This is a genomic window from Caballeronia sordidicola, from assembly GCF_000729995.1.
Lineage (GTDB): Bacteria > Pseudomonadota > Gammaproteobacteria > Burkholderiales > Burkholderiaceae > Caballeronia > Caballeronia sordidicola_A.
Genome location: NZ_JNFG01000202.1, coordinates 285,073 through 309,887, shown reverse-complemented (window position 1 = coordinate 309,887; position 24,815 = coordinate 285,073). Strand labels below are relative to the sequence as shown.

Below are 24,815 nucleotides of genomic sequence, written 5' to 3'. Positions count from 1 at the left end.
CGCGTGTCACCGCATGACGGCGAGTGTGGCGGCGTGAAGCAGCACGCCGACCAAGCCGCCCACGAAGGTACCGTTGATCCGGACATACTGCAGGTCACGGCCGATTTCCGCTTCGATCTTCTGGCTCACTTCACCCGCATTCCAGCCTTTCACGACCTCGGTGATCAGCGCGGAGAGCTGGCGCCTGTAGCGCACGACGAGTTCCCGCGCGAGCGCGAGCCACCATGCGTTCAGCTTGTTTCGAATCGCAGGCTCACGGCTGATGCGCTTGCCGAGCGAAGCCAGCATGTTCGCCAATGCATCGCGCACGGCCGATTGCTCGCGACCGAGATCGGCGGTCACGCGCATACGCAAGCGCTCCAGCAGCACGCGATAATAGTCTGCATGCCTGAAATGACGGATGCAGTCGCGCATCAGCGACCTGCCGATACGGCGGTGCACAGCCGATGTCTGCAATCGCTCGGTCAGCGTCTGCAAGGTCTCATCGAACTGGCGGCGAAGCGCGTGATCCGGACTCGCCGCCGCTTCATGGAGAAGCGCAATGATGCCGTCGATAAATTTCCTGACAATATAGTCGTCCAGCGGCGCGGGTGTGTACCTCGAGGTCTCGCTGAATTTGGCCTTGATCATGTCGACGTTCGCCGTCAGCCACTTCTCAAACGCCTCGAGTCCGTGAACCAGCCACGGCTGATGCCGCTCGCCTTCGGTCAGTATCTTGAGGATGTCGCCAGCCACGCGAGAGACGTCGAGTGTACGCAACTGCGGTATCACCAGGCGGTCGAAAAACCACTGGAGGTCTGCTTCGTCAATGCCCTCAAGCAATCCTGCGACGGCGTCCGAGACGATATCGGCGACCCCGCTGCTATTCGCCGGGTGCGCCAGCCACTGGGCAAGTGCCTGTGCGGCATCGTGGCCGCTCAGCCTGCCGATGATGAGTTCCGGTGTCAGAAAATTTTCTTCGACGAAGCTGCCGAGGCTCTCGGCAATGCGCTGCTGGTTTTGCGGAATGATCGCCGTATGCGGGATCCGCAGACCCAAGGGATGACGGAACAGCGCGACGACTGCGTACCAGTCCGCGATCGCGCCGATCGTGCCGGCCTCCCCAAACGCGCGCGGCCACGCAAGCCATGAATGGTCAGCCTGCCAGGCGACACACGCGAACAGCAACGCAATCATGAAGGCGAGCAGGCACATCGCCGTTTGCCGCATGCGCTTCAGACCCATTGCCTTGCGGTCTTCGCGTGCATTCGCAGTGCCCGGCCATGCACTTTCACCACCGCCATCGTCAAACGGGAAACTCAACTCCCCTCCTGCCGGAGAAACTTGCGCACCACAGGCCCGACTTCGCTCGCGCGCGAGATAAGAAACAGGTGACCGTCATCGATCACATAGAGCGTCGCATCGCGGATACGGGCCGCAAGAATCTTCGCGTTGGTCAGCGGCACAATAGGGTCATCGTTGCCGTGCATGACCAGGGTCTTCTGGCGCAACGAACCAAGCCACGGCAAACTGCTCCAGCCTGCCGCGGCCAGCAGCTGATACACGTAGCCCCGCCCGCGCGGCGGCTGGATATGCTCGCTGTGCGCCTTCAGCAGCGCCGGGTCGCGCCGGTAAGCGCCTCCGTAGATGTCCGCGCCCACCTGTTGCAGGTAAGCGGGATCGGTATAGCGGCGTGGCCCGATCAGCTTTGACAACACCGACAGTTTGGCCGGCACCATGATGACGCCCGGAGAGGTTGCCGCGAGTATCAGCCTGCGGCAGCGCTCCGGATACAGACGCGCAAACTGCTGCGCCAGCGCGCCGCCCCACGATACGCCAAGCACATCGATGGCCCCCTCATGACCGAGACGCGTCAGCAGTTTGTCGGCCAACACGGACAACGTCGAGAAGCGATACGGCACGACCGGCGCAGGCGAGCCGCCGACGCCGGGAACGTCGAAGATGATGACGGTCACATCTTCGAGTGCCGCGACGAACGGCTCCACCAGTTCGAGGTTGGCGCCGATGCCGTTGAAAATGAGCAACGGCGGCGAAGCATCACTGCCGTGCCATGTTGCGACACGTAGTGTCTGACCATCCAGATCGATCGTCTGGATTTGCATGGCGCGAAGAGACTCGGGGATCGTGTGCATTTTTTGTTTCCGGATCATCTTCAGGACGGACATATCGTTCGAGGCGTCGGCATTGCGCAGGAGCTGCGTCACACCACCATTACTTCTTCGGCTGGAGGAGCGTCTTCAGTTCCTCGACATGCTCGGCGACGCGCTTGGTGACTACGGCGAAGCTGTCCGACTGCGCACGGTATGCCGTGCCCGCGAGTTCCTGCATGTCCAGCAGCGCCTTTTGCAATGCCTGCTGGACCACTTCGCCTGTGTTGGCGGCGGGCTGGCCTCCCGACTGGGCCGCGCGGCTCGCGAACGACTGCAATTCGGTCAGCGTCGTGCGGAGGATCTCCGACTGCTTCTGGGCCAGCGACTGCACGCCTGCAAGCGCTGTCGTGTTGGCTTCGGCGATCGCCTCGATGTCTTTGCGGCGCGTCTCGAGGATCGCGTTGACGTCGATGCCGGGCAGCTTGAACTGTCCAACGACCTTTTGGTACTCGGCAAAAATGTTGTTCGGATTGGTTGAATCCATCATCAGTACTCCAATTAAACTACGTTAAGAAAATGCTGGCCACCGTGCTGTCAACGAGCGTGCCGGTGCGTGTGCCTTATGCTTCCACCACATACGTTCCCGGCGCTTTCACGCCCGCGGGGTGCTGCTTGTTGCCGAGCTTGGCCGGTGCAGGCCGCCGCTCGCCGGAATGGTCGGCGAGCCATGTGCGCCAGTCGAGCCACCACGTTTCTTTTTCGACCCGGGCATTGGTGAGCCATGTATCGGCATTGGTGGATAAATCGGGATTGAGGAAGAACTTCGCCTTCGGATTGCCCGGCGGGTTGATCAGGCTCTGGATATGACCGCTCGAACTCAGCACGAAGCGCGTGTCGCCGCCGAACGTGCGCGCCGTGTTGTACACGCCCTTCCACGGGGTGATGTGATCGGTCATGCCCGCGACCACGTATTTGTCACACGTCACTTCGGACAGGTCGATCGGCGTGCTCAGGACCGTCAGCGCGCGAGGCTTGCTGAACAGATTGCCCGTGAAGATATCGAGCAGTTGCCCATGCATCGCCGCGGGCAACCGGGTCGCGTCGTTGTTCCAATAGAGGATGTCGAAAGCGGGCGGCGTTTTACCGAGCAGATAGTTATTGACCCAGTAGTTCCAGACGAGATCGTTGGGTCTCATCCATGCGAATACGCGGCCCATTTCTTCGCCGGCGAGCACGCCCTTCGATGTGCTGTTCTGCTTTGCGGCCGCGATGGCTTCCGGCGTTGCAAAGAGACCGAGTTGCGAGTCAGCCGTATTGTCCAGCACGGCGACCATCAGCGTGGCGGCATTGACGCTCTTGTCACCACGGCTTGCGAGGTGGCCGAGGAGCGCCGATATTGTCATCGCACCCGAGCAGGCGCCGTGCAGGTTGACGTCGTCGCTGCCGGTAATATCCCGCACCGCACCGATCGCTTCGAGGAGCGCGGCGACATAGGTATCGAGATCCCAGTGCCTCTGGGCAGCGGTGGGATTGCGCCAGCTCACCACGAACACCTGGAACTCGCTCTTCACCAGATAGTCGACAATGCTCTTGCCGTCAGACAGGTCGAAAATGTAGAACTTGTTGATCTGGGGTGGGACGATCAGCTGCGGGCGGGCGTACACCTGTTCCGTTGCCGGCGTGTACTGGATCAGCTCGAGCACATCGTTGCGAAAGACCACCGAGCCCGGCGACGTGGCGAGATTGTCGCCTACCTTGAACGCCGTCTTGTCGACTTGCGCGGGCATCCCCTGGTTCTGCAGCATATCCGTCACGAGGTTCTTCATGCCGCCGAGCAGGCTCGCACCGCCCGAATCGATGACTTTCTTGAGCGCTGCCGGATTGCCGAGCAGCGTGTTCGTCGGCGACATGGCATCGGTGTACAGCGACAGCACGAATTGCGCGCGCTCCTTGCTCTTCGCGTCGAGCGAGGAGCGTTCGACAAACCCTGTCAACGCGCTACGCCACGCGACGTAACCTTGCATCGCCATGCGGTAAAGCGAATTGTCTTGCCACGCAGGGTCGGTGAAGCGCTTGTCGCCCTGAGGCGGCGCACAGTCCGCGCTGCCGGCAAGAACCGCCATCAGATCGCGGACGAGCGCCGCCTCCTGCTCCATGAGCAAGGTGGGTTGCCGCATCGCCTGGGTACCAATCTGCTGCGCGGTTGCCAGAATATCGCGCGGGCGCAATCCCACGAACGGATTCGGTCCGAGCATGCCTTCCGCGGCAGACGCCGCGAGGTCGTTCTGCTCCTCGCTGCGTGCCTTGCTTTTATCATTTGCCGCCATCTTGCCGCTCCTCAAACGTCTCTGTCCGCTGTCTTTGTCCGCTGTGCCATCACCGTTGCCTGCCGCTTACGCGACCAGCATCGCCAAGGTCTCGGCGACGAGCGCCGGCTTCTCCTCGCCCTCGATCTGCAGTTCGTTCATCGTCTTGACGATGATCCGGCCGCCGCTCTTCTTTTCCACCGATATCAGCGTCACGCGATTTCTCACCCGCGCACCCGCCTTCACCGGTGTCATGAAGCGCACTTTGTCCAGCCCATAGTTCAGCCCGGCCGATGCGTCTTCAGGAATGAGTCCGATCTCCATCGCGAGCGCTGCCAGTAGTGAAAGCGTCAGATAGCCGTGAGCGATCGTGCCGCCGAACGGACTCTCGCGCTTCGCCCGCTCCTCGTTCACATGAATCCATTGCTTGTCGCCCGTACACTCGGCAAACGCATTGATACGAGACTGATCGATGACGACCCAATCCGATATGCCCAGTTCGCGGCCAACGAAGTCGTCGATCGTGGCGATGCTGTATCCCTTGATGCTCATCGTGTCTGCTCCCGGGCGACGGTACTGGCGAACTGCTCGCGCAGCCCCTTCTTGTTGATCTTGCCAACACTCGTTTTTGCGAGCGCATCGACGAACGTCACGACCTGCGGCACCGCGTATTTCGATATCTGTCCGGATACGCTGAACGACAGTACGTGCTGCTTAATATCGTCCTCCGTGACTGCCGTCCCCTCCCTGAGCACGACCAGCGCCACCGGCCGCTCTCCCCACTTGTCATCCTTGATGCCGATGACGGCCACTTCGGACACGCCTTCGTATTGCGAGATCAGATCTTCTATCTCGATTGATGAAACCCACTCGCCGCCGGACTTGATCACGTCCTTGATGCGGTCGGTAATTTGTATGTTGCCTGTCGGATCAATATTGGCAATGTCCTGCGTATGGAGATAACCGCCGGTCCACAACTGCTCGGAAGCCTCGGGATTGTTCAGATAACCCTGCGTGAGCCACGGTGCCCGCGCGACAATTTCGCCGGTGGATTTACCGTCGTGGGCGAGCTCGTTCATGTCGTCATCGACGACACGCAGGTCAACCAGAGGAACAGGCCGGCCGGTCTTGCAGCGCAGGCGAAGCTGCTCGTCGGCGGGGAGCTTTTCGGCGCCGGGCGGGAGTTGCGCGAGACTGAGTACGGGGCAGGTTTCCGACATCCCGTAACCGACAAACACATCGATACCTCGGTCCAGCGCCGCTTGAGCGAGGCCTTGCGGCAACGCGCCGCCACCGATGATGATCTTCCACTGGCTCATGTCGGTCGCCTTGCCTTCCTCGCACGAGAGCAGCATGTGCAGGATCGTGCCGACGCAATGCGAGAACGTGACGCCCTCTTCGCGCACGAGTCGTGCGAGCCGGTCCGGCAAATAGCGTCCGGGATAAACCTGCTTCACACCCAGAGCCGTGGCGATGTACGGCATGCCCCACGCATGGACGTGGAACATTGGGGTGAGCGGCATGTACACGTCGCCACGATGGAAACGCTGTCCCGAGACCGGACTCGCCAACGCCGCCATCAGCGTGATGGTGTGCAAGACCAACTGGCGGTGCGAGAAGTACACGCCCTTGGGCAGGCCGGTGGTTCCCGTCGTGTAGAACGTCGTTGCGCGGGTGTTCTCGTCGAAGTCGGGGAAATCGTAGCTTGTCGCGCTCGCCGAGAGCATTGCCTCGTATTCCGTGGCGAACGCAATGGTGTGCGGGCACGCTTCACTGTCCGGCTCGTCGATCCACACGAATGTGCGGACCGTTTCAAGCTGATCCTTGATCGCTTCGACCACGGACAGGAAGTCGGTGTGGACAAACAGCACTTCTGCGCCGGCATGGTTGATCGTGTAGGCGATCTCCGCCTCCGATAACCTCACGTTGACCGTCTGAAGCACGGCGCCCATCATCGGGACTGCAAAGTATGATTCCAGATATCGGTGGCTGTCCCAGTCCATTACCGCCACGGTGCTGCCGTGCCGCACGCCGAGCTCGTTCAGCCCATTGGCAAGCCGGGCGATGCGTTCCCTCAGCGTGGTATAGGTCATCCGCACCTGGCCGCGGTACACGATTTCCTGTTCCGCCGCCTGAACGAACGGTGTATGCAGCAATTGCTTGATCAGCAGCGGATAAGCATAGGGGGTTGGCGTCGAGCCCTGCACGGCGTCCTGCATCTACGTCTCCTCAAGTCGAGAAATGGATCGGGATGACACAAATCCGTCGTTGCATGTCGCACGCGGTGGCCTCCCGGTTGATGCCATCATCGGATTGTTCGAAGGTAGGAACCATCCCCCGAACAGGGGAGCTTTTTGGATGCTGGCGAGTGGTGCGGATCCCGGCGCGGGTGCAGGCTTTGACGCAGGCCGCACGGGGCATGGATCGCGGCGGGAAGATGAGAGAGGTTTTGACGGATCGGCGGGCGAGCGGCGAAGCGATCGGTGCGGGCAGGATCTCCGGCGCCGTGGCGAACGAGGGTCTTCCCCTATCCTATGGGCCCGGTCATGCCGACGTTGTACGGGTTGTCGTGTTCAAGCGCATCTTTGGCACGGGACGTATGCGCAATGGCCGCCTTGAGCCGCTCGGCGACGGCCAGGATTTCGGCATGGGCGCCACGGCATCCCGAACCGCCATAGATCGCGATCTTGTCACCTCCCGAATTGAGGATGTCAGCGACACGGTCAAGGTCTGCGTCACTCGGCCGAACTATAGGCACATTTGTGTGGACCGAATACGGGACGTCGTCGCTCGCATTGGCATGGGCGATGTCAACCGGAACGATCAGCACGGCGACGCCGCCTTTTGCAATCGCGGTCTGACAGGCAATCACTGTTTTGCGGCGTGCCTGCTCCGGCGCAATGATCATGTCGCAGAACACGCTGCACGATCCGTAGATCGCCTTGAAGTCGACTTCCTGCGGAAAGTCGAAGCCGAGTTCCTCGCTCGCTACCTGGGTTGCGATCAGGATAACCGGAGCCCGATTGCGGTTAGCATCCACCAGGCCGTTGATGAAGTTAAGACTGGCCGGGCCGCAACTTCCCGCAACGGCCGTCAGGTTGCCGGTCAACATGGCTTCGCCTTCGGCAGCGAATGCTCCCGCCTCCTCATGACGCACATGGACCCACTCGATGTCGCTCTCGTTGATGTGGTGAGTGATGAGATTCAGCGTATCGCGCACGATCCCGTAGCAATGCTTGACGCCCGCCGAGGCGAGCGTGTTCACGATAATTTCGGCGACTTTTTTGGTCATGTCGGCGCTCCTGAAGGTGGTCTTTGCGTGTAATGATTAGCCACTGGTGTGGCAAGATTTATTTATCTTGCGTCGACTCTTTATCACCGGATATCACCTAATGGGGGGATCGGCGCCGTGGTGGATCGCCCGGGGTTCGTACCTGAAATCTGGATTCTCAGGTGACGTGTCGAATTCGTACGAACCGGGGCGTCGGGCAGAGTGTGGACAGTGGCGCGCTTGACGATTGGCGTGAGCAGAGCCTAGTCAGAGGAGGCCTTGCAGGGGATGTCGTGGCTGTCCGCACAGTTCCTCGAAAAATCTGAAACTTGCTTCCGAAGATGGACACGAAATCGATGAGCCGATCCGCTCACCTATTGCTCAGATAACCGAAAGGCGGTCGAAAATTGACGTTGCTGCTGGATCGGAATCGCCAGGGATGTCGCGATAGTTCGCCATTGAGAAATGAGCTGCTGCTGCTGACTGACAATTTCGTTAGCGTGGCTCGTGGACAACCGGAAATAAGGCGCCACTGACCGTGCCAACTCCAGATCCATTGCGTTGTCCGCCTCGCTGATATTCAGTTTTAGCCCATGCGCGTGCGGCACGGGATTCATATCGAACGCCGGGGACAGCGCCCACCCCTTGCCCGGCTCAAGCAAGAATCCGTGGTTACGCAGGTGGTCATCCGTGTTCGATACCAACAGATTAAAAACGATGCGCGACCATAGCTCGCGTAGATCAGCTTCGGTATGTGCGCCGTCTGTCATCAACACTTGCGCGATCTCCAGATAGCCGGCACCGGTCGAAGCATCGTCGCCATCCTGATGACCAGTCAGGTTCATCGCAGAAGCAAAGTGCCGCCGCCGTCCCACTACCGTGCGATCGAAGCGTTTGACCAAGAAGGTGTGATAGTTGCTGTTGAACCGCCTTACCAGTGCATCGGGAACATTAAGCCCGCAGGCCTTGGCCAGCGTATACACCACCATTTCCCATGCTCCGACATCGGACTCATCTCGAACGCTGGGAAACTTCGCAATCCACAGATGGCCATTCGGATCGACCACGCTGGCCTTGGGCCGCGCGCCACCCAAAGAGCCACCGGGCGCGATCAGCATCCGCAGCCATTCATCCGCTTCGCTCGCCGTATTGTTTTCGTCGCGCTCAAGAGCCAGGCTCGCGGCCTCCAGAGCGCGCAACTGCACGAAGGGAGGCGCAGCGATATCGTTCCGATCGTCCAGGAACGGGCCTTCATCGTCGCGTCGAAAACGAAGCGCTCCCGCGCGATACATGTCATGCACGCCTAAGAGATAGTCGGATTCATAGAGTCGGGTCTTGGGATCAATCTGGCCGGCACGCTGTGCGCGCTCAAGACGGCGGCGCATCAGCACCCGACCCCAGCGATCCGGGCTGGCGTCGGCGAATACACCAAACGTCTCCTGGCCTCCAGGCGGATATTGCCGGCCTGCAAACCAACCGAGCCGCGGATCGAGTTTAAGACCCGCCATATCGGGACGCGCCAGCACGTCGGCGTCAAATTCGTACTCGAATACTTCCCGGGCAGCCGCACGATGCGAATAGAGCCTGCCCAAGCGCAGCGGCTCGGCGAGACCGTCCCAGTCTGCATAAATTCCAACGGAGCCCTCGATCATCTCGCCGGTCCCTTTTTCTTTGAATTGGGAGGCTTGAGAAGAGACGCCAGGCTTTCAGCGCTCACGAATGTGTCATCCGCCATCCATTCGCTGCTGGCGACTGGCTCTTGCACGGTTGAGTCTTGAGGAGAAGGCGACTCTCGACGCTCCGGTGGCGAAGCGGCAGCTCGCTTTGTTCGGCTTGAGCGCGGCACCAGCGCTGCATCCTGCAAGTCGCGACCGAGCGTGTCGTCCTTCAGCAGGAGATCGAGGTCTTTCTCCGCTCCCAGCGCTTGCATAACCGCCAGGTAAGCACCAATAGTGACCCCCGAGCTGCCTTTTTCCAGGCTGCGCAACGTGATCGGCGTCATACCTGCACGCTCGGCGACCTGCTTGCCGGTCAAGCGGCGACGCAGGCGGGCCAGGCGCAAGCGCTCCCCGAGTTGCTGCAGTCGCAGTTCGGTAGCGGGGAGCAAAGGAGCAGTCTTCTTGGCCATAAAGATAATATTACAGCCTTATCCATTCAAAAAGGAAAGAATATTATCCTTTCTACTTTCATTCGATTGTGAATCCCGTGGCTATGATCTTGGACACGCCGGGAGGCCGACTCATTTGGGTATCGCCAAATGAGCCGACCCTTCCATATGCGTCAAGAAAAACAATAAGCGACTTAAATTGGCTGAGCTGAGCTGAGCAATCCACCCGAGCCCAGCGGCTTGATCGTAATGCAATTTTGCATTACGCTGTACACCTTAACCGATGGAGCCAACGCCATGAGCACACTGACCGTCACCGCGCGGGGCCAGGTGACATTCCGGAAAGAGGTATTGCAGCACTTGGGCATTAAACCCGGCGACAGGATTGAGCTGGATTTGCTGCCTGACGGCCGGGCCGAGTTGAAGGCCGCGCAACCGACAGGTTCGTTCCGGGAGCTGCGGGGCATCCTCAAAGGTAAGACGAATGGCGCTCGGTTGAGTATTGAGGAAATCAACGATGCCATAGTCGATGCCGGGGCTGCGGCCGGTAAAGCATGAAAGTGACTGCTGATACGAATGTCCTGCTTCGCGCGATTGTTGACGACGACGAAGCCCAAACAACGCGCGCTGTCGAACTGCTGGAAGCGGCCGACATGGTAGCGGTGAGCCTGCAGACGCTATGTGAGCTTGTATGGGTGCTGCGCGGCCGATACGGTGTGGAGCGCACGCATATCGCCTCCGCGATCCGCACGCTGTTGAGCACAAGCAATGTCGTGGTCAATCGCCCGGCCGCCGAGGCGGGCCTTGCGTTGCTCGATGCGGGCGGAGATTTTGCCGATGGTGTCACTGCCTATGATGGTACTTGGCTCGGCGCAGAAACCTTCGTTTCGTTCGACAAGAAGGCGGTGTCTCTGCTGACGAAGCAGGGGCAGGCTGCGCGTCTGCTCTAGTGGCAGGATTTCCGCGTCGCGTTAAAGCGAAAGGCCGGGCTGGTTGACCCGGCCTTTCGCTTTCTGCCATCACGTGCATATCGAATAAAAATGATGCTTCCTGACGCTCTACCGTGCCAAGTGTTGCCAAGTTAAATGCGAAAAAAAGCCCGCAATCGCGCGGGCTTAGGTGTGTCTCACTGTGAGGTCGTCCCCGTATGCCAGACGTTCAGTCACTCCCACTCAATCGTAGCCGGCGGTTTCCCCGAAATATCATAAACAACGCGATTAATCCCTCTCACCTCGTTAATGATCCGGTTAGAAACATGCCCTAACAGCTCATGCGGCAGATGAGCCCACTGCGCGGTCATGAAGTCGAGCGTCTGCACGGCTCTCAAAGCGACCACATACTCATAAGTCCGCCCATCGCCCATAACACCCACGCTTTTCACCGGCAAAAACACCGCAAAAGCCTGACTCGTGAGCTCATACCACGACTTCCCCGATTCCTTATCAAACGTATTCCTCAACGTTTCGATAAAAATCGCATCTGCGTGTCGGAGCAACTCAGCGAACTCCTTCTTCACCTCGCCCAGAATCCGCACACCCAAACCCGGACCCGGGAACGGATGCCGATAAACCATCGCCGGCGGCAGCCCCAACTTAACGCCCAACTCCCGCACTTCGTCCTTGAACAACTCCCGCAGCGGCTCAAGCAACTTCAAATTCAGCGTCTCGGGCAAACCACCCACGTTGTGATGACTCTTGATCGTGTGGCCCTTCTTGCCCTTGCCTGCCGACTCGATCACATCCGGATAAATCGTCCCTTGCGCGAGCCACTTCGCGTCCTTCAGCTTATTAGCTTCCGTCTGGAACACTTCAACAAACTCAGCGCCAATGATCTTCCGCTTCGCCTCAGGATCCGTCACCCCGGCAAGCTTCGATAAAAACACTTCGCTCGCATCAACATGAATCACCTTCACGCCCAGGTGATCGGCGAACGTGGTCATGACCTGCTCGGCTTCGTTCAACCGCAGCAACCCATGGTCGACAAAAACACACGTCAGTTGCGCGCCAATCGCACGATGCAAAAGCGCCGCCGCCACCGACGAATCCACGCCGCCCGACAACCCGAGAATCACGTGCTCATCACCGACTTGCGCGCGGATCTTCTCCACCGCTTCATCGATGTAATGCCCCATCTCCCAATCCGCCCGCGCGCCGCACAACTCGAGCACGAAGCGGTCGAGCATCGCGCGTCCCTGCACGGTGTGCGTGACTTCCGGATGCCACTGGAGGCCGTAGAAATGGCGCTCGTCGTCGGCCATCGCGGCGATCGGGCAGGACGGGGTAGAAGCCATCAGCTTGAATCCGACCGGCATGTCCGACACCTTGTCGCCGTGGCTCATCCACACTTTCAGCATGCCGTGACCTTCGGGCGTCTGGAAGTCTTCAATGTCGTTCAGGAAGCTCGTATGGTTATGCGCCCGCACTTCGGCGTAACCAAATTCGCGGACATTGCCGAGTTCGACCTTGCCGCCGAGCTGTTCGGCCATCGTCTGCATGCCGTAGCAAATGCCGAGCACCGGCACGCCGAGATCGAACACAACGTGCGGCGCGCGCGGCGAACCGTGTTCGGTCACCGAGTTCGGGCCGCCCGACAAAATGATGCCCTTCGGCGCGAACTCGCGAATGAACGCCTCGTCGACGTCGTACGGATGGATCTCCGAATACACATGTGATTCGCGGATGCGTCGTGCGATCAACTGGGTGACTTGGGAGCCGAAATCGAGAATCAGGATCTTGTCGTGCATGGCAGCGGCCGGAAGGCGAGTGAACGGAAATAGTTGGCAAAGGCGTAAACACAAGCAGCAGGAACGAGGTCCCGCGCATCACGTTACGCAGAGAGTTCAACGGCCGGCGCTTGACGCCGACCGCAGCAAGACTGATTCATCGATACAACGAAACACAACGCTCCGTTCCTCGATAGAGGTTCAACCGACCCAGCGCAATCGTCAGGACCTGCGCGTGCAATCTTTCAGCGCGGGTCGCGGCGAACCGGATCGATGAACTGTCCGGTCACCGGATCTACCGTGCGCCCTGTGACCGGATCGATCGGGCGACCGGTTTCAGGATCGATCTTGTGACCGCTAACGGGCTCGAACGCGCGACCAGTGGCGGGATCCAGCGAGCGGCCCGTGGCTGGATCGATGACATGTCCGGTAGCAGGATCAAACGCGGTAACCGAAGGCGCCGGCGCAAGGGGACGCGCAATAGCCTCACCCACGACCGGTTCGTTATCCCAGCGCGGATTCGCCGGGGCAACGGGATCGGACGACAAAGGCCTGGGCGCCGGAGTGACGCGCTCCACACGCTCGTCCACCTTGGTCTTCGCCGCACGCTTTTCAGCACGCTCAGCCGCGGCAGCACCGGCCAGCGCAGCGCGTTCACGCCGCCGCACCGCCCCTGACAGCCTCACGCTGCCCAGCCCCAGCACCAGCATGGCCACGCCGACCAACGCCGCGATCACCTGGCCAAACCCCGTCAACTCGGGCGTACGCAGCCCGAGCAGCCAGACCATCATCACCAGGCCCGACAGCCACTCCACATGCCCCGACACCTTGGCGGCAGTCGCAGTCAAGGCGCCATCAATAGCGGCATGAACCGCCAGCCACGCAATCCCGATCAGCGCGATCCCGAACAACTGTCCGACAAACGGCGGCTGCACGGTCACGAGATGCATCGATGCCCACAAGGCTGTCCATGGCGTGAGCAGGAACAGCACGCCAAAGGCCAGGAAAATCAGTGCATTGATGACAAGAACAGCGCGCAGCAGCGGTTTCATGGTCAGTCCACGTGGTAGTTGGGCGCTTCCTTCGTGATCTGCACGTCGTGCACATGCGACTCGCGCATGCCGGCACCCGTGATCTGGACGAATTCGGCCTTGTCGTGCATTTCAGCGATATTGCGGCAACCGCAATATCCCATGCTCGCCCGGACGCCGCCGACCACCTGGAACAGGATGGCATTAACGGAACCCTTATAAGCCACCTGCCCTTCGATGCCTTCAGGCACAAGCTTGTCGATATTCGCCGAGTTGTCCTGGAAATACCGGTCCGCCGCGCCGTCCTTCATCGCGCCGACCGAACCCATGCCGCGGTACGCCTTGAACTGGCGGCCCTGGAACAGGAACACGTCGCCGGGGGATTCTTCCGTGCCGGCCAGCATGCTGCCCATCATCACGGCGTCCGCGCCGGCGGCAAGCGCCTTGCTGACATCGCCGGAAAAACGCACGCCGCCGTCGGAGATCACCGGCACGCCCGAACCGCGCAACGCATCCGAAACATTCGCCACCGCCGTGATTTGCGGTACGCCGACACCCGCCACAATCCGCGTCGTGCAAATAGAACCCGGGCCGATACCGACCTTCACGCCGTCCGCGCCGTATTCCACGAGCGCCTTGGCGGCTGCAGCCGTAGCGATATTCCCGCCGATCACTTCAATGTGCGGATAGTTCTGCTTCACCCAGCGCACGCGTTCAAGCACGCCCTGGCTGTGACCGTGCGCCGTATCCACGACGATAATGTCCACGCCCGCCGCCGACAGCAGCTCAACGCGCTCTTCGTTCTCCGGACCCACGCCCACTGCCGCGCCAGCGCGCAGCTTGCCGTGTTCGTCCTTGCAGGCGTCCGGGTGTTCGGTTTGCTTGGTGATGTCCTTGACGGTCATGAGGCCGCGCAATTCGAACGCGTCGTTCACAACCAGCACGCGTTCCAGCCGATGGCTATGCATCAGCGCCTTGGCCTCTGCGAGCGGCGTGCCTTCCTTGACGGTCACGAGACGTTCACGCGGCGTCATGATCTTGCGCACTTCGTCGTCGAGACGTTCTTCGAAGCGCAGATCCCGGTTCGTCACGATACCGATCAGTTTCGGCCCTTCCACCACGGGAAAGCCGGAAATGCCGTGCTGTTGCGTGAGAGCGATCACGTCGCGCACTTTCATTTGCGGCGGAACGGTGATCGGATCGCGCACCACGCCGGATTCGAAGCGCTTTACTTTCGCGACTTCGCGGGCCTGTTCGGCAGCGGTAAGGTTCTTGTGAATGATGCCGACGCCGCCGAGCTGGGCCATCGCAATAGCGAGCCGGCCTTCGGTGACTGTGTCCATGGCGGCGGACAGCAGGGGCATATTCAGGGAGATCTTGCGGGTTACCTGTGTTTTCAGGCTGGTGTCGCGCGGGAGAACGTTGGAAAACGCGGGCACGAGGAGCACGTCATCGAACGTGAGTGCTTTCTGGATCAGACGCATGGCAAATCCTATGGGCGCAAAACCGAATTATACCGATAGTTCCCCGGATTTTCACTGCCCGAACAGCAGCTTACGCGGCGTCCCTCATTTTCTGCCGCAATTTACGGGCCTCGGACGGCAAGGCGATTTGCCTCGCCGTTTCGGTTTTTCGCTCGATTTATGTTCGATACAAGTTCGGTTTTGCGGATGCCCGAAGGATACCGGCGGATGCCGGCAAAGATCTCGGCAACCAGGAGGATCGCCCTTACCGCGCTTCCTTACGGGTCCACCGGCGCCCTTCAATGGACCCGCCGCGCCGCGTCTTCTCAACCCGCCTTTGCCGCGCCAGCTTCGGATCGACCTTCAGCGGCCGATAAATCTCCACCCGGTCGTGATCGACGAGAACCGCATCCAGCGCCTGGATCTTCCCGAAAACGCCCACTTTCTGCACGTTCAGGTCGATCTCGGGAAACTGTGCGAGCAAACCACTTGCATCGATAGCCTCCCGCACAGTCACGCCTTCGCCCAAGGAAAGCGCGCATACCGCACTCTTCCCCTCCGGCAGCGCATAACAAACCTCAACGGAGAGCGTCATCACTTTCCATACCGCTGATCGGCGCGCTTCACGAACGAATCCACGAACGTGTGCGCAATGTGACTGAAAACCGGCCCGATGATCTTCTCGAGAATGATGTTCGAAAACTCGTAGTGCAACGCGAACTCGATCTTGCAGGCATCGGCTCGCAGCGGCGTGAACCGCCAGTATCCGGTGAACTTCTTGAAAGGACCGTCCATGAACTCCATATCGATGGTGGTCGGCCGCGTATGCACGTTACGCGTGGCGAAATGCTGTTTGATGCCCTTGAAATTGATGTGGATCTTCGCTTCCATGCTGTGTTCGTCGTGCCGGCCTACTTCCACGCCTCCACACCACGGCAAGAAATTCGGGTAATCGGCGACATCGGTGACGAGGTCGAACATCTGCTCTGCAGAATGACGAATCAATACAGTTTTCTGGACATCTGCCATAAAGGGCGCAACGCGTGGCAAGAGTGGGAAGCTTTGCGGGCTTTACCTCGCCCGCGCTGCTAAAATCAGGATTTTAAACGAGTTAGGCACTTTTCATTCATGAGCATCATCGACAACAGAAAAGCCTTCTTCGATTACTTCATCGAAGATCGCTACGAGGCGGGGCTCGTGCTGGAAGGGTGGGAAGTCAAGGCGCTCCGGGCCGGCCGCGGCCAGATCAAGGAAGGCTACGTCATCATTCGCGACGGAGAATTGTTCCTGATCGGCGCGCACATCAGCCCGTTGCCGGAAGCATCGACCCACATCCACCCGGACCCGGTCCGCACGCGCAAGCTGCTGCTGCACAGTGAAGAGATCTCGAAGCTCATCAGCAAGGTCGAGCAGAAAGGTCATACGCTTGTCCCGCTGAACTTCCACTACAAGGGCGGCCGCGTGAAATGCGAGATCGGCCTTGCGAAGGGCAAGAAGCTCCACGACAAACGCGAAACCGAGAAAAAGCGCGACTGGGAACGCGAAAAAGCGCAAATCATGCGCGGCGCCAAGCATTGAGCACCACCAGCATGATCGTGAGCATATCCAATCAAAAAGGGCGTCGACCATGAAAGTCGACGCCCTTTTTGCGTGTGGCTAGCTGATTCTACGTAAGGCTTCAGCTCTTCCGAATTACCCCGCCACCCGCTCCATCGCCCTTGATAATGGTCAGCGCGGACGCGATCATCGAACTCATCTCCGACAAATTCCCCGGCACGATCAGCGTATTGCCCTGCTTCGCGATGTTCCCGAACGCAGTGACGTATTGCTCGGCCACCTTCAGGTTCACGGCTTCCATGCCGCCAGCCGACGTGATCGCCGCGCCCACCTTCTCAATCGCCTGAGCATTCGCAACAGCCACCGCCAGAATGGCAGACGCCTCACCTTCGGCCTGATTGATCTGCGCCTGACGCTCGCCTTCGGACTTATGAATGGCTGCCTCACGCGCGCCCCAAGCGATATTGATCTGCTCCTGCTTGCGACCTTCGGACGCAGCAATCACCGCCCGCTTCTCGCGCTCGGCCGTAATTTGCGCCTGCATCGCGTGCAGGATTTCCTTCGGCGGCGTCAAATCCTTGATTTCATAGCGCAGCACCTTCACGCCCCAGTTCGCCGCGGCCTGATCGAGTGACGTGACAATGCTGTGGTTGATGTAATCGCGCTCTTCGAAGGTCTTGTCGAGCTCGAGCTTGCCGATGACCGAACGCAACGTGGTCTGCGACAACTGCGTGATGGCGTAGATGAAGTTGCTTGATCCATACGACGCCTTCATGGCATCGGTCACCTGGAAGTACAGCACGCCGTCCACCTGCAACTGCGTGTTGTCGCGCGTGATACAGACCTGGCTCGGCACTTCGAGCGGAATTTCCTTCAGCACGTGCTTGTAGGCCACGCGGTCGACGAACGGCACGACGATGGTCAGCCCCGGCGTCAGGGTCGCGTGATAGCGCCCGAGCCGCTCCAGCACCCATGCATGTTGTTGCGGCACGATCTTGATCGTCTGCGCGGCAATCGCGATGACGATGATCAACAAAATTGCCCCGATGATAGTCACGTCCATCTCTACTCCTTGTTATGCGTGTCTTGCTTATTGAGTTGCTTATCGACTTGCTTGGGAAAGCTCAAACCCCGGTCCAACGTCTCAGCGTTTCGCCGCCACCACCAGCGTGTTACCGGAAAACGCCGTGATCCTGTACATATGCGCGCCTTCGGTCTCGCCCGGCGCCAGTTCAATGTCCCACTCCGCCCCACGATACAGCGCCCGCGCGCGGCCCTCGTGCCACTCGTTCACCTTCAGCGTCTCGCCAATGTCCAGGTTCACGCCCGGATCATGCGATGCATCGCGCCGGGTCACATGGCCCAGCTTCGAGCGCCGCAACACAGTGACGGCGATCATCGCGACCAGCGCGGCTACGAGCAGCTCGATCTCCAGCCCCGCGCCAAACAAATGCGCGATCCCGCCCGCGATAAAACCAATCGCCACCATCAATAGATAAAACGTACCGGACATCAGCTCGAGCAACACGAGCACCCCGGCGCCGATCCACCAAAAATATCCGTTAGCAGCCATGCGTTACCTCCAAACAAAAACACCCCGGAACGTCCGGGGTGTTATAGCACGCTTACTGTTTTGAAAGCTTGATGCTCTTTCGATGCAGCTGCATGTTTTACTTATCGCGCTTACTTATTCAAAGCTTTGGCCAGCGTCTTCCATGTGTCGATGATCGTGTCCGGATTCAGCGACATCGACTCAATGCCTTCCTTCGCGAGCCATTCGGCGAGGTCGGGATGGTCCGACGGACCCTGACCGCAAATACCCACGTATTTGCCGAGCCGCAGACAGGTTTCGATCGCGCGCTTCAGCATGAACTGCACAGCCGGGTCGCGCTCGTCGAAGTCGACTGCGAGCAACTCCATGCCCGAATCGCGGTCCAGACCCAGCGTGAGCTGCGTCAGGTCGTTCGATCCGATCGAGAAGCCGTCGAAGAACTGCAGGAACTCTTCGGCAAGAATCGCGTTCGACGGAATCTCGCACATCATGATCAGCCGCAGACCGTTCACGCCGCGTTTCAGACCGAACTTCTCGAGCAGGCCAACGACCTTCTCAGCCTGTGCCAGCGTACGCACGAACGGCACCATGATCTCGACGTTGTCCAGGCCCATCTCTTCGCGCACCTTCTTCAACGCGACGCATTCCATCTGGAAGGCTTCGGCGAAGTCCTCCGAGATATAACGCGATGCGCCACGGAAGCCGAGCATTGGGTTTTCTTCGTCCGGCTCGTAACGCGAACCGCCGATCAGCTTCTTGTACTCGTTCGACTTGAAGTCGGACAAGCGCACGATCACCGGCTTCGGATAGAACGCCGCCGCGATCGTCGCGATACCTTCGGTCAGCTTGTCGACATAAAACGCTCGCGGCGATGCATGACCACGCGCAACGCTTTCCACGGCTTTCTTCAAATCGGCATCAATGTTCGGGTACTCGAGAATCGCCCTCGGATGCACGCCGATGTTGTTGTTGATGATGAACTCGAGCCGCGCCAGGCCCACGCCTGCATTCGGCAGATGCGAGAAGTCGAACGCGAGTTGCGGATTGCCGACGTTCATCATGATCTTGACCGGAATCTCGGGCAGTTCGCCGCGCTCGACTTCGGTCACTTCGGTTTCGAGCAGGCCGTCGTAGATCTTGCCTTCGTCGCCTTCAGCACACGACACCGTCACCAACTGGCCTTCCTTCAGCACGTCGGTTGCGTCACCGCAACCCACCACGGCCGGCACGCCCAGTTCGCGCGCGATGATGGCCGCGTGGCAGGTCCGACCGCCGCGATTCGTGACGATGGCCGATGCACGCTTCATCACCGGCTCCCAGTTCGGGTCGGTCATGTCGGCCACCAGCACGTCGCCGGGCTGCACACGATCCATCTCCGACGGATCGTGAATCACGCGCACCGGACCCGCGCCGATCTTCTGGCCGATAGCCCGTCCCGTGGCGATCACGTTCGACTGGCCCTTCAGCTTGAAGCGCATTTCAGCCTTGCCCGCAGCTTGGCTCTTCACCGTTTCAGGACGCGCCTGAAGAATGAAGATCTTGCCGTCGCGGCCGTCCTTGCCCCACTCGATATCCATCGGACGCTGATAGTGCTTTTCGATGATCACCGCGTACTTCGCGAGCTGGATCACATCATTGTCACTGATGGAGAAGCGGTTGCGCTGCTCGTGCGATACGTCGACCGTCTTCACGCGGCCGGCTTCGCCAGCGTTCGTGAATTCCATCTTGATGAGCTTCGAGCCAATCGAGCGGCGGATGATCGGGTACTTGCCTTGTTCGAGCGTGGTCTTGAAGACGTAGAACTCGTCCGGATTCACGGCGCCCTGCACGACCGTTTCGCCCAGGCCGTAGCTCGACGTAATGAACACGGCGTCCTTGAAGCCTGATTCGGTATCGAGCGTGAACATCACGCCGGCTGCGCCCACGTCCGAGCGAACCATGCGCTGCACGCCCGCCGACAACGCGACTTCAGCGTGCGTAAAACCCTTGTGCACGCGATACGAAATAGCGCGGTCGTTATACAGCGACGCGAACACGTGCTTCATGCGATCGAGCACTTCGTCGATGCCAACCACGTTCAAGTAGCTTTCCTGCTGACCCGCGAACGATGCGTCCGGCAAGTCCTCAGCGGTAGCCGAAGAACGCACGGCGAACGAAAGCTCTTCCGGCGAGCCGTTTTGCAGCGTGTCGAAGCCTTTGCGGATCAGTTCTTCGAGGCGCGGTTGCATCGGCGCGTCGATGATCCATTGGCGGATTTCCTTGCCGGCTTCGGCCAAGGCTTTCACGTCGTCTACGTCGAAGAGTTCCAGACGTTTGGCGATGCGTTCCGTCAGGTTGTTGTGATGCAGGAAATCGCGAAACGCCTGCGCCGTCGTTGCAAAACCGGTCGGCACCTGCACGCCGGCTTCAGCGAGCTGGCTGATCATCTCGCCGAGCGACGCATTCTTACCGCCGACAATGTCGACATCGGTCATTCGCAACTGCTCGAATGGCACTACATACGCCTGGTCCTTTGCAACGTTAGCTTCGTTAGTCATGTAAGCCCCTAAGGTGGATGGAATTCACGATCATGCAAGTGGGCTCGAAGCGGCGGCGCTCATTGGAAGCGCGTACCGCAACCTGCATAACCTGTTTGATAAGCACATGCCGCTTCTCTACGCGCCTTGAGGGCGCGACGCATCGTGCTGTGGCCGGAGCGTGAAGCCCTGCATGAACCACGCTGCGACGCTGAAAAGCACGACGTCGAAACATATCGATATCGGTTAAAACTGCCTACAAAATCTACGTTTTGTTTCGAAAACGCACGAATAGGCGGTAACTTTCGTGAATCGATGATTAATCGTCCGCAATTGCTTATCGAACAGGTTGCCGCTATTCTACCGTGCTACCTCTCGAAAATGTTTCATGGCAGGGCATAAAAACGCTGCGTAATGAGACCCCTCACACGCGCATGGTGTGGCGGCGCACATCGCGCGTTTTAGCGGACGCTTAGTTTGGAGCTATTCGCCCGACGCCATGCGCGCCACGGCGTTGGTGGGTAGTGATATTCACGCGTTTGCGTCAATATGGCGGGTTTTTTAATCGGCCATAATCACCGTCAATTCATTTCACGTAATTTCACGCACCTTCACGCCGATGCCGCCTACCGTATTCATCGTTTCAGATGGCACCGGGATCACTGCCGAGACCTTCGCGCATTCGATCCTGTCCCAGTTCGACCAGAAATTCCGGCTCGTGCGCGTGCCGTTTGTCGATTCGACCGAAAAGGCGCGCGCAACTATCGCGAAGATCAACGAGGCCGTGTCGCTCGATGGCCGTCGGCCGATTGTGTTCACCACGCTGGTGGACAGTGCGTCGAACGAGATCGTGCAGCGCTCGAATGCGCTGGTGCTGAACATGTTCCAGACGTTTATCGAACCGCTGGAACTGGAACTCGACATCAAGTCGACGCACGCGATGGGCCGCGTCCACCAGAACGCGGATACGGACGAATACAAGAAACGGATTGAAGCGATCAATTTTTCGCTGGCGCACGACGACGGCCAGTCGAATCGTAATCTGTCCGATGCCGATGTGATCCTGGTCGGCGTGTCGCGCAGCGGCAAGACGCCGACGTCGCTTTATCTGGCGATGCAGTACGGTGTGAAGGCGGCGAATTATCCGTTGATTCCGGAAGATTTTGAGCGTGGTCGGTTGCCGACGCCGTTGCTGCCGTATAAGGAAAAGATGTTTGGCTTGTCGATCGATCCGCAGCGGCTCGCGGAGATTCGCAATGAACGGCGGCCGGGGAGCAAGTATGCGGCGTTGGAGAATTGCCGCTACGAAATCAACGAAGCCGAAGCGATGATGAAGCGCGAGGGGGTCAAGTGGTTATCGTCGACGCATAAGTCGATCGAGGAAATCGCCACGACCATCCTGCAGGAGATCCGGCTGGAACGGCCATCGTATTACTGATATCGGTTGGGATGTTAAAAAGCCGTTTTCAACGAAAGTTGAAAACGCCTTTTTTGCGAACTCATGCGATGACTATCGGCGTTGCTGCCGACACTGTTCAAAGATGCAAATCGCGGCAGCCGCCGCCACATTCAGCGATTCCATGCCGCCCGGCTGGGGAATCGTTACCCGAAGCATCGCGTGATCGCGCCAGAATGGCGAGACGCCCGCGCCCTCATTGCCCATGACCCAGGCCACAGGCCCGGACAAATCGGCATCGTAGATCGCCTTTGCCCCATGCGAATCAGTGATCGTCACCTGCACCTCAGAGCCAAGCCGCGACGTTAACTCCGCCGGCTCGACATCCTCGTAAATGCCGAGCAGGAAATGCGCGCCCATACCCGAGCGCAGCACCTTCGATGACCACGCATACACCGTCCCCGGCGCGCAAAACACATGCTGAATTCCAGCCGCCGCGGCACTCCGCAAAATGGATCCGACATTGCCGGCATCCTGGATGCCATCAAGAACCAGGCACGTCCCGGTAATGCGTTCAGGCAACGATGGCTCAAGCTGCTCGACCAGCAACACCATCCCCACACCATGCACGACACTCGATAGCTGTCCGAACAAAGCATCGGGCAACGTATAAACGTGCGCGGGATTGATCCGCCCGACAATCTGCCGCGCTTCTTCGTGATGAAGTGCGCCCTCGGTGACAACGCACGTCTCAGGCTCCCCGGCAGCATCAAGATAAGCGCTCGCGAGATGCAGCCCTTCCAGCAACGCGTGACCGCTGCGCCGCTGCTGCGCGGTCGATCCGGCGAGCGCCTTCAGGCGCTTGTAAAGCGGGTTATCCCGCGAGGTAATGGCTTTCACTTGGGGAGAATTCAGAACGGAGGAGCGTCGATGCCCTGTCCCGCGGCAGCCGCTTCCAGCACCCCGGCTGCAACGACCGGCAACACCGTGCCCAGTCGCGCATGCGCCTCACGAACAGGCGCAAACGAACGCCGATGATGCTCGCAAGGCCCATGTTCAAGCAACGCCCTCAGATGCTGCGGCGTGCCGTAACCGGCGTGGGCATCGAAACCATAGACAGGGTGGACTTCATGCAATTGCAGCAGCATCCGGTCGCGCGTGACTTTGGCCAGAATGGATGCAGCCGATATCTGTGCAATCAACGCGTCGCCGCCAATGACAGCCACTGAACGCATCGATAATTGGGGACATCGGTTGCCATCGATCTTCGCCACCGTCGGCAGGACCGAGAGCCCTTCCACCGCGCGTTTCATCGCGAGCATGGTGGCGTGGAGAATGTTGATCGTGTCGATTTCCTCGACCGTTGCCGAAGCCACGCAATAGGCCAGCGCCCGATCGATGATCTTCTCGTACAGTTCCTCGCGCTTCTTGGCGCTCAGGACCTTCGAGTCGTCGAGTCCGCGAATTTTAGGTTTCGATGGATCGAAGATCACCGCTGCCGCCACCACGGGACCTGCCAGCGGGCCACGACCGGCTTCGTCCACGCCGCAGATAACGTCGGAGGGCGTATCGACATCAAAGTCGAACGCAGGCTGCAGCGAACTCCGTACCACGCCTTTCACGACGATCTTCGCCATTACCGCGGCCTCCTCGTTTCCAGCACTTGCGCCACGGCCTCCGAAGCACGTTGAGCCGTGTTCTGACGCAGCGCGTGGTGCATTTCCGTGAAGATTTCCGTCAGTGTCGCGCGGTTCGCTTCGTCGTTCAACTGTTTCAGCGTGGCGTCGGCAAGCGCTTCGGGTGTCGCGAAATGCTGGAGGATTTCCGGCACGACAAACCGCCCGGCCAGGATGTTCGGCAAACCGACATACGGCAAATAACCCTGCCGCTGCATGATCTGGCCCGTCAGCCAAGGCACCTTGTACGAGATGACCATCGGCTTCTTGAGCAACGCCGCTTCCAGCGTGACCGTGCCGCTCTTGACCAGGATGGCGTCGGCGGCAGTCATCGCGACCTGGGCGTTGCCTTCAGTGATCGTCAGCGCGAGATTCGGGTGCGCGGCAACCAGCGGCTGCAACAACTCGCGCAAGGCGGCATTCGCTGCCGGCATCACGAAACGCACACCGGGTTCGCGAAGCTGCATGAGCTCCATCGCGTCGAAAAACGTCGGACCGATCAGCGCGATCTCCGAACGCCGGCTGCCCGGCAACACCGCGATGATCGGGCCGCCTTCCGGCAAGCCCAACGCGCGCCGCGCACCTTCAACGTCAGGCACAAGCGGAATTTCATCGGCGAGCGGATGGCCCACGTACGTGGACGCAATACCCGCCTTCTCCATGAGAGCCGTTTCGAACGGGAACACGCACAGCATGTGATCGACGGCTTTGACGATCTTCTTGATCCGCCCGCCGCGCCACGCCCAGATCGACGGACACACGAAATGCACCGTCGGAATGCCGGCATCGCGCAACGCGTGTTCAAGACCAAAATTGAAATCGGGCGCATCCACGCCGATAAACACCGACGGCGGCTCCGCGAGCAGTTGCCGCTTGAGCTCGTTACGAATGCCGAGGATCTCGGGAATATGCTTCAGCGCTTCGACATAACCCCGCACCGTGAGCTTGTCCATCGGCCAGTGGGCATCGAAACCGGCGGCCGTCATGCGCGGACCGCCAATGCCGTTGAACTGCGTGCCCGCCGGCAAGCGCTCGTTCAGGCCCTCAAGTAGCGACGCCGCGAGCAGATCGCCTGACGGCTCACCCGCCACCATCGCAACGCGCAGAGGGGCGGGAGCCAGCGTCATC

24 protein-coding genes are annotated in these 24,815 nt (G+C 59.7%); 4 read left to right on the top strand and 20 right to left on the bottom strand.

Annotation, left to right across the window (positions count from 1 at the left end; translation table 11 throughout):
* Window positions 1-6 precede the first annotated feature (6 nt).
* The 9 genes from FH08_RS0141710 to FH08_RS0141670 all read right to left on the bottom strand — a co-directional run bounded on the left by FH08_RS0141710 (window position 7) and on the right by FH08_RS0141670 (window position 9,774).
* Window positions 7-1,302: a DUF445 domain-containing protein gene (locus FH08_RS0141710; RefSeq protein ID WP_035568591.1), complete on the bottom strand. Its 1,296-nt coding sequence runs from the start codon at window positions 1,300-1,302 to the stop codon at window positions 7-9.
* Window positions 1,299-2,132, bottom strand: coding sequence for a poly(3-hydroxyalkanoate) depolymerase (phaZ, locus tag FH08_RS0141705; RefSeq protein ID WP_031364042.1), 834 nt, complete (start codon window positions 2,130-2,132; stop codon window positions 1,299-1,301). The genes FH08_RS0141710 and phaZ overlap by 4 nt, the downstream gene beginning before the upstream one ends.
* 79 nt (window positions 2,133-2,211) lie before the next feature.
* Window positions 2,212-2,634, bottom strand: a complete 423-nt coding sequence (locus tag FH08_RS0141700; protein WP_031364041.1) for a phasin family protein — start codon at window positions 2,632-2,634, stop codon at window positions 2,212-2,214.
* A 76-nt stretch (window positions 2,635-2,710) separates the two neighbouring features.
* Window positions 2,711-4,417, bottom strand: coding sequence for an alpha/beta fold hydrolase (locus FH08_RS0141695; protein ID WP_031364040.1), 1,707 nt, complete (start codon window positions 4,415-4,417; stop codon window positions 2,711-2,713).
* A 66-nt stretch (window positions 4,418-4,483) separates the two neighbouring features.
* A complete protein-coding gene (locus FH08_RS0141690) occupies window positions 4,484-4,948 on the bottom strand; it encodes a MaoC family dehydratase (RefSeq protein ID WP_031364039.1) in 465 nt (154 codons plus the stop codon).
* The gene (locus FH08_RS0141685) at window positions 4,945-6,615 is read right to left on the bottom strand and encodes a fatty acid--CoA ligase (RefSeq protein WP_031364038.1); all 1,671 of its coding nucleotides are present in this window, start codon (window positions 6,613-6,615) and stop codon (window positions 4,945-4,947) included. Before FH08_RS0141685 ends, FH08_RS0141690 begins: the two co-directional genes overlap by 4 nt.
* 308 nt (window positions 6,616-6,923) lie before the next feature.
* The gene (locus FH08_RS0141680) at window positions 6,924-7,688 is read right to left on the bottom strand and encodes a thiamine pyrophosphate-binding protein (RefSeq protein WP_031364037.1); all 765 of its coding nucleotides are present in this window, start codon (window positions 7,686-7,688) and stop codon (window positions 6,924-6,926) included.
* Window positions 7,689-8,041: 353 nt separating this feature from the next.
* Complete coding sequence (locus FH08_RS0141675; protein ID WP_235210666.1) at window positions 8,042-9,193, bottom strand: type II toxin-antitoxin system HipA family toxin; 1,152 nt, start codon at window positions 9,191-9,193, stop codon at window positions 8,042-8,044.
* Window positions 9,194-9,315: 122 nt separating this feature from the next.
* The gene (locus FH08_RS0141670) at window positions 9,316-9,774 is read right to left on the bottom strand and encodes a helix-turn-helix domain-containing protein (RefSeq protein WP_235210665.1); all 459 of its coding nucleotides are present in this window, start codon (window positions 9,772-9,774) and stop codon (window positions 9,316-9,318) included.
* A gap of 297 nt (window positions 9,775-10,071) precedes the next feature.
* On the opposite strand from FH08_RS0141670, the gene FH08_RS0141665 reads away from it, so the two are divergent.
* Both FH08_RS0141665 and FH08_RS0141660 read left to right on the top strand, forming a co-directional pair.
* Window positions 10,072-10,332, top strand: a complete 261-nt coding sequence (locus tag FH08_RS0141665; protein ID WP_031364034.1) for an AbrB/MazE/SpoVT family DNA-binding domain-containing protein — start codon at window positions 10,072-10,074, stop codon at window positions 10,330-10,332.
* Window positions 10,329-10,724 (top strand): type II toxin-antitoxin system VapC family toxin, encoded by a 396-nt coding sequence (locus tag FH08_RS0141660; RefSeq protein ID WP_031364033.1) that lies wholly within the window; start codon window positions 10,329-10,331, stop codon window positions 10,722-10,724. Before FH08_RS0141665 ends, FH08_RS0141660 begins: the two co-directional genes overlap by 4 nt.
* Window positions 10,725-10,936: 212 nt before the next feature.
* On the opposite strand, the gene guaA is transcribed toward FH08_RS0141660, so the two are convergent.
* From guaA to FH08_RS0141635, 5 genes are all read right to left on the bottom strand, one after another.
* Entirely contained in the window at window positions 10,937-12,517 is a 1,581-nt protein-coding gene (gene guaA, locus FH08_RS0141655) for a glutamine-hydrolyzing GMP synthase (RefSeq protein WP_031364032.1), read from the bottom strand.
* A 224-nt stretch (window positions 12,518-12,741) separates the two neighbouring features.
* A complete protein-coding gene (locus FH08_RS0141650; RefSeq protein WP_051888933.1) occupies window positions 12,742-13,548 on the bottom strand; it encodes a hypothetical protein in 807 nt (268 codons plus the stop codon).
* Window positions 13,549-13,550: 2 nt separating this feature from the next.
* On the bottom strand, window positions 13,551-15,011 hold the full coding sequence (gene guaB / locus FH08_RS0141645) for an IMP dehydrogenase (RefSeq protein ID WP_031364030.1): 1,461 nt from the start codon (window positions 15,009-15,011) through the stop codon (window positions 13,551-13,553).
* A 244-nt stretch (window positions 15,012-15,255) separates the two neighbouring features.
* Window positions 15,256-15,585, bottom strand: coding sequence for an RnfH family protein (locus tag FH08_RS0141640; protein WP_031364029.1), 330 nt, complete (start codon window positions 15,583-15,585; stop codon window positions 15,256-15,258).
* A complete protein-coding gene (locus FH08_RS0141635) occupies window positions 15,585-16,019 on the bottom strand; it encodes a type II toxin-antitoxin system RatA family toxin (RefSeq protein WP_031364028.1) in 435 nt (144 codons plus the stop codon). Before FH08_RS0141635 ends, FH08_RS0141640 begins: the two co-directional genes overlap by 1 nt.
* A gap of 99 nt (window positions 16,020-16,118) precedes the next feature.
* Here FH08_RS0141635 and smpB point away from each other — a divergent pair, with 99 nt between their 5' ends.
* Window positions 16,119-16,568 (top strand): SsrA-binding protein SmpB, encoded by a 450-nt coding sequence (gene smpB / locus FH08_RS0141630; RefSeq protein ID WP_031364027.1) that lies wholly within the window; start codon window positions 16,119-16,121, stop codon window positions 16,566-16,568.
* Window positions 16,569-16,668: 100 nt separating this feature from the next.
* Here the strand turns inward: smpB and FH08_RS0141625 are convergent, their stop codons facing one another.
* From FH08_RS0141625 to ppsA, 3 genes are all read right to left on the bottom strand, one after another.
* Window positions 16,669-17,610, bottom strand: a complete 942-nt coding sequence (locus tag FH08_RS0141625; protein WP_031364026.1) for an SPFH domain-containing protein — start codon at window positions 17,608-17,610, stop codon at window positions 16,669-16,671.
* Between the two features lie 81 nt (window positions 17,611-17,691).
* Window positions 17,692-18,120 (bottom strand): NfeD family protein, encoded by a 429-nt coding sequence (locus FH08_RS0141620; protein WP_031364025.1) that lies wholly within the window; start codon window positions 18,118-18,120, stop codon window positions 17,692-17,694.
* 110 nt (window positions 18,121-18,230) lie between these two features.
* On the bottom strand, window positions 18,231-20,636 hold the full coding sequence (ppsA, locus tag FH08_RS0141615; RefSeq protein ID WP_031364024.1) for a phosphoenolpyruvate synthase: 2,406 nt from the start codon (window positions 20,634-20,636) through the stop codon (window positions 18,231-18,233).
* A 598-nt stretch (window positions 20,637-21,234) separates the two neighbouring features.
* On the opposite strand from ppsA, the gene FH08_RS0141605 reads away from it, so the two are divergent.
* A complete protein-coding gene (locus FH08_RS0141605; RefSeq protein ID WP_031364023.1) occupies window positions 21,235-22,053 on the top strand; it encodes a pyruvate, water dikinase regulatory protein in 819 nt (272 codons plus the stop codon).
* 72 nt (window positions 22,054-22,125) lie between these two features.
* Here the strand turns inward: FH08_RS0141605 and FH08_RS0141600 are convergent, their stop codons facing one another.
* From FH08_RS0141600 to lpxB, 3 genes are read right to left on the bottom strand one after another with little or no spacing between them, the layout of a single operon-like run.
* Complete coding sequence (locus FH08_RS0141600; protein ID WP_031364022.1) at window positions 22,126-22,911, bottom strand: TrmH family RNA methyltransferase; 786 nt, start codon at window positions 22,909-22,911, stop codon at window positions 22,126-22,128.
* An 11-nt stretch (window positions 22,912-22,922) separates the two neighbouring features.
* Entirely contained in the window at window positions 22,923-23,648 is a 726-nt protein-coding gene (gene rnhB, locus FH08_RS0141595; protein ID WP_051888932.1) for a ribonuclease HII, read from the bottom strand.
* A complete protein-coding gene (gene lpxB, locus FH08_RS0141590; protein ID WP_031364020.1) occupies window positions 23,648-24,814 on the bottom strand; it encodes a lipid-A-disaccharide synthase in 1,167 nt (388 codons plus the stop codon). The genes rnhB and lpxB overlap by 1 nt, the downstream gene beginning before the upstream one ends.
* Window position 24,815 lies beyond the last annotated feature (1 nt).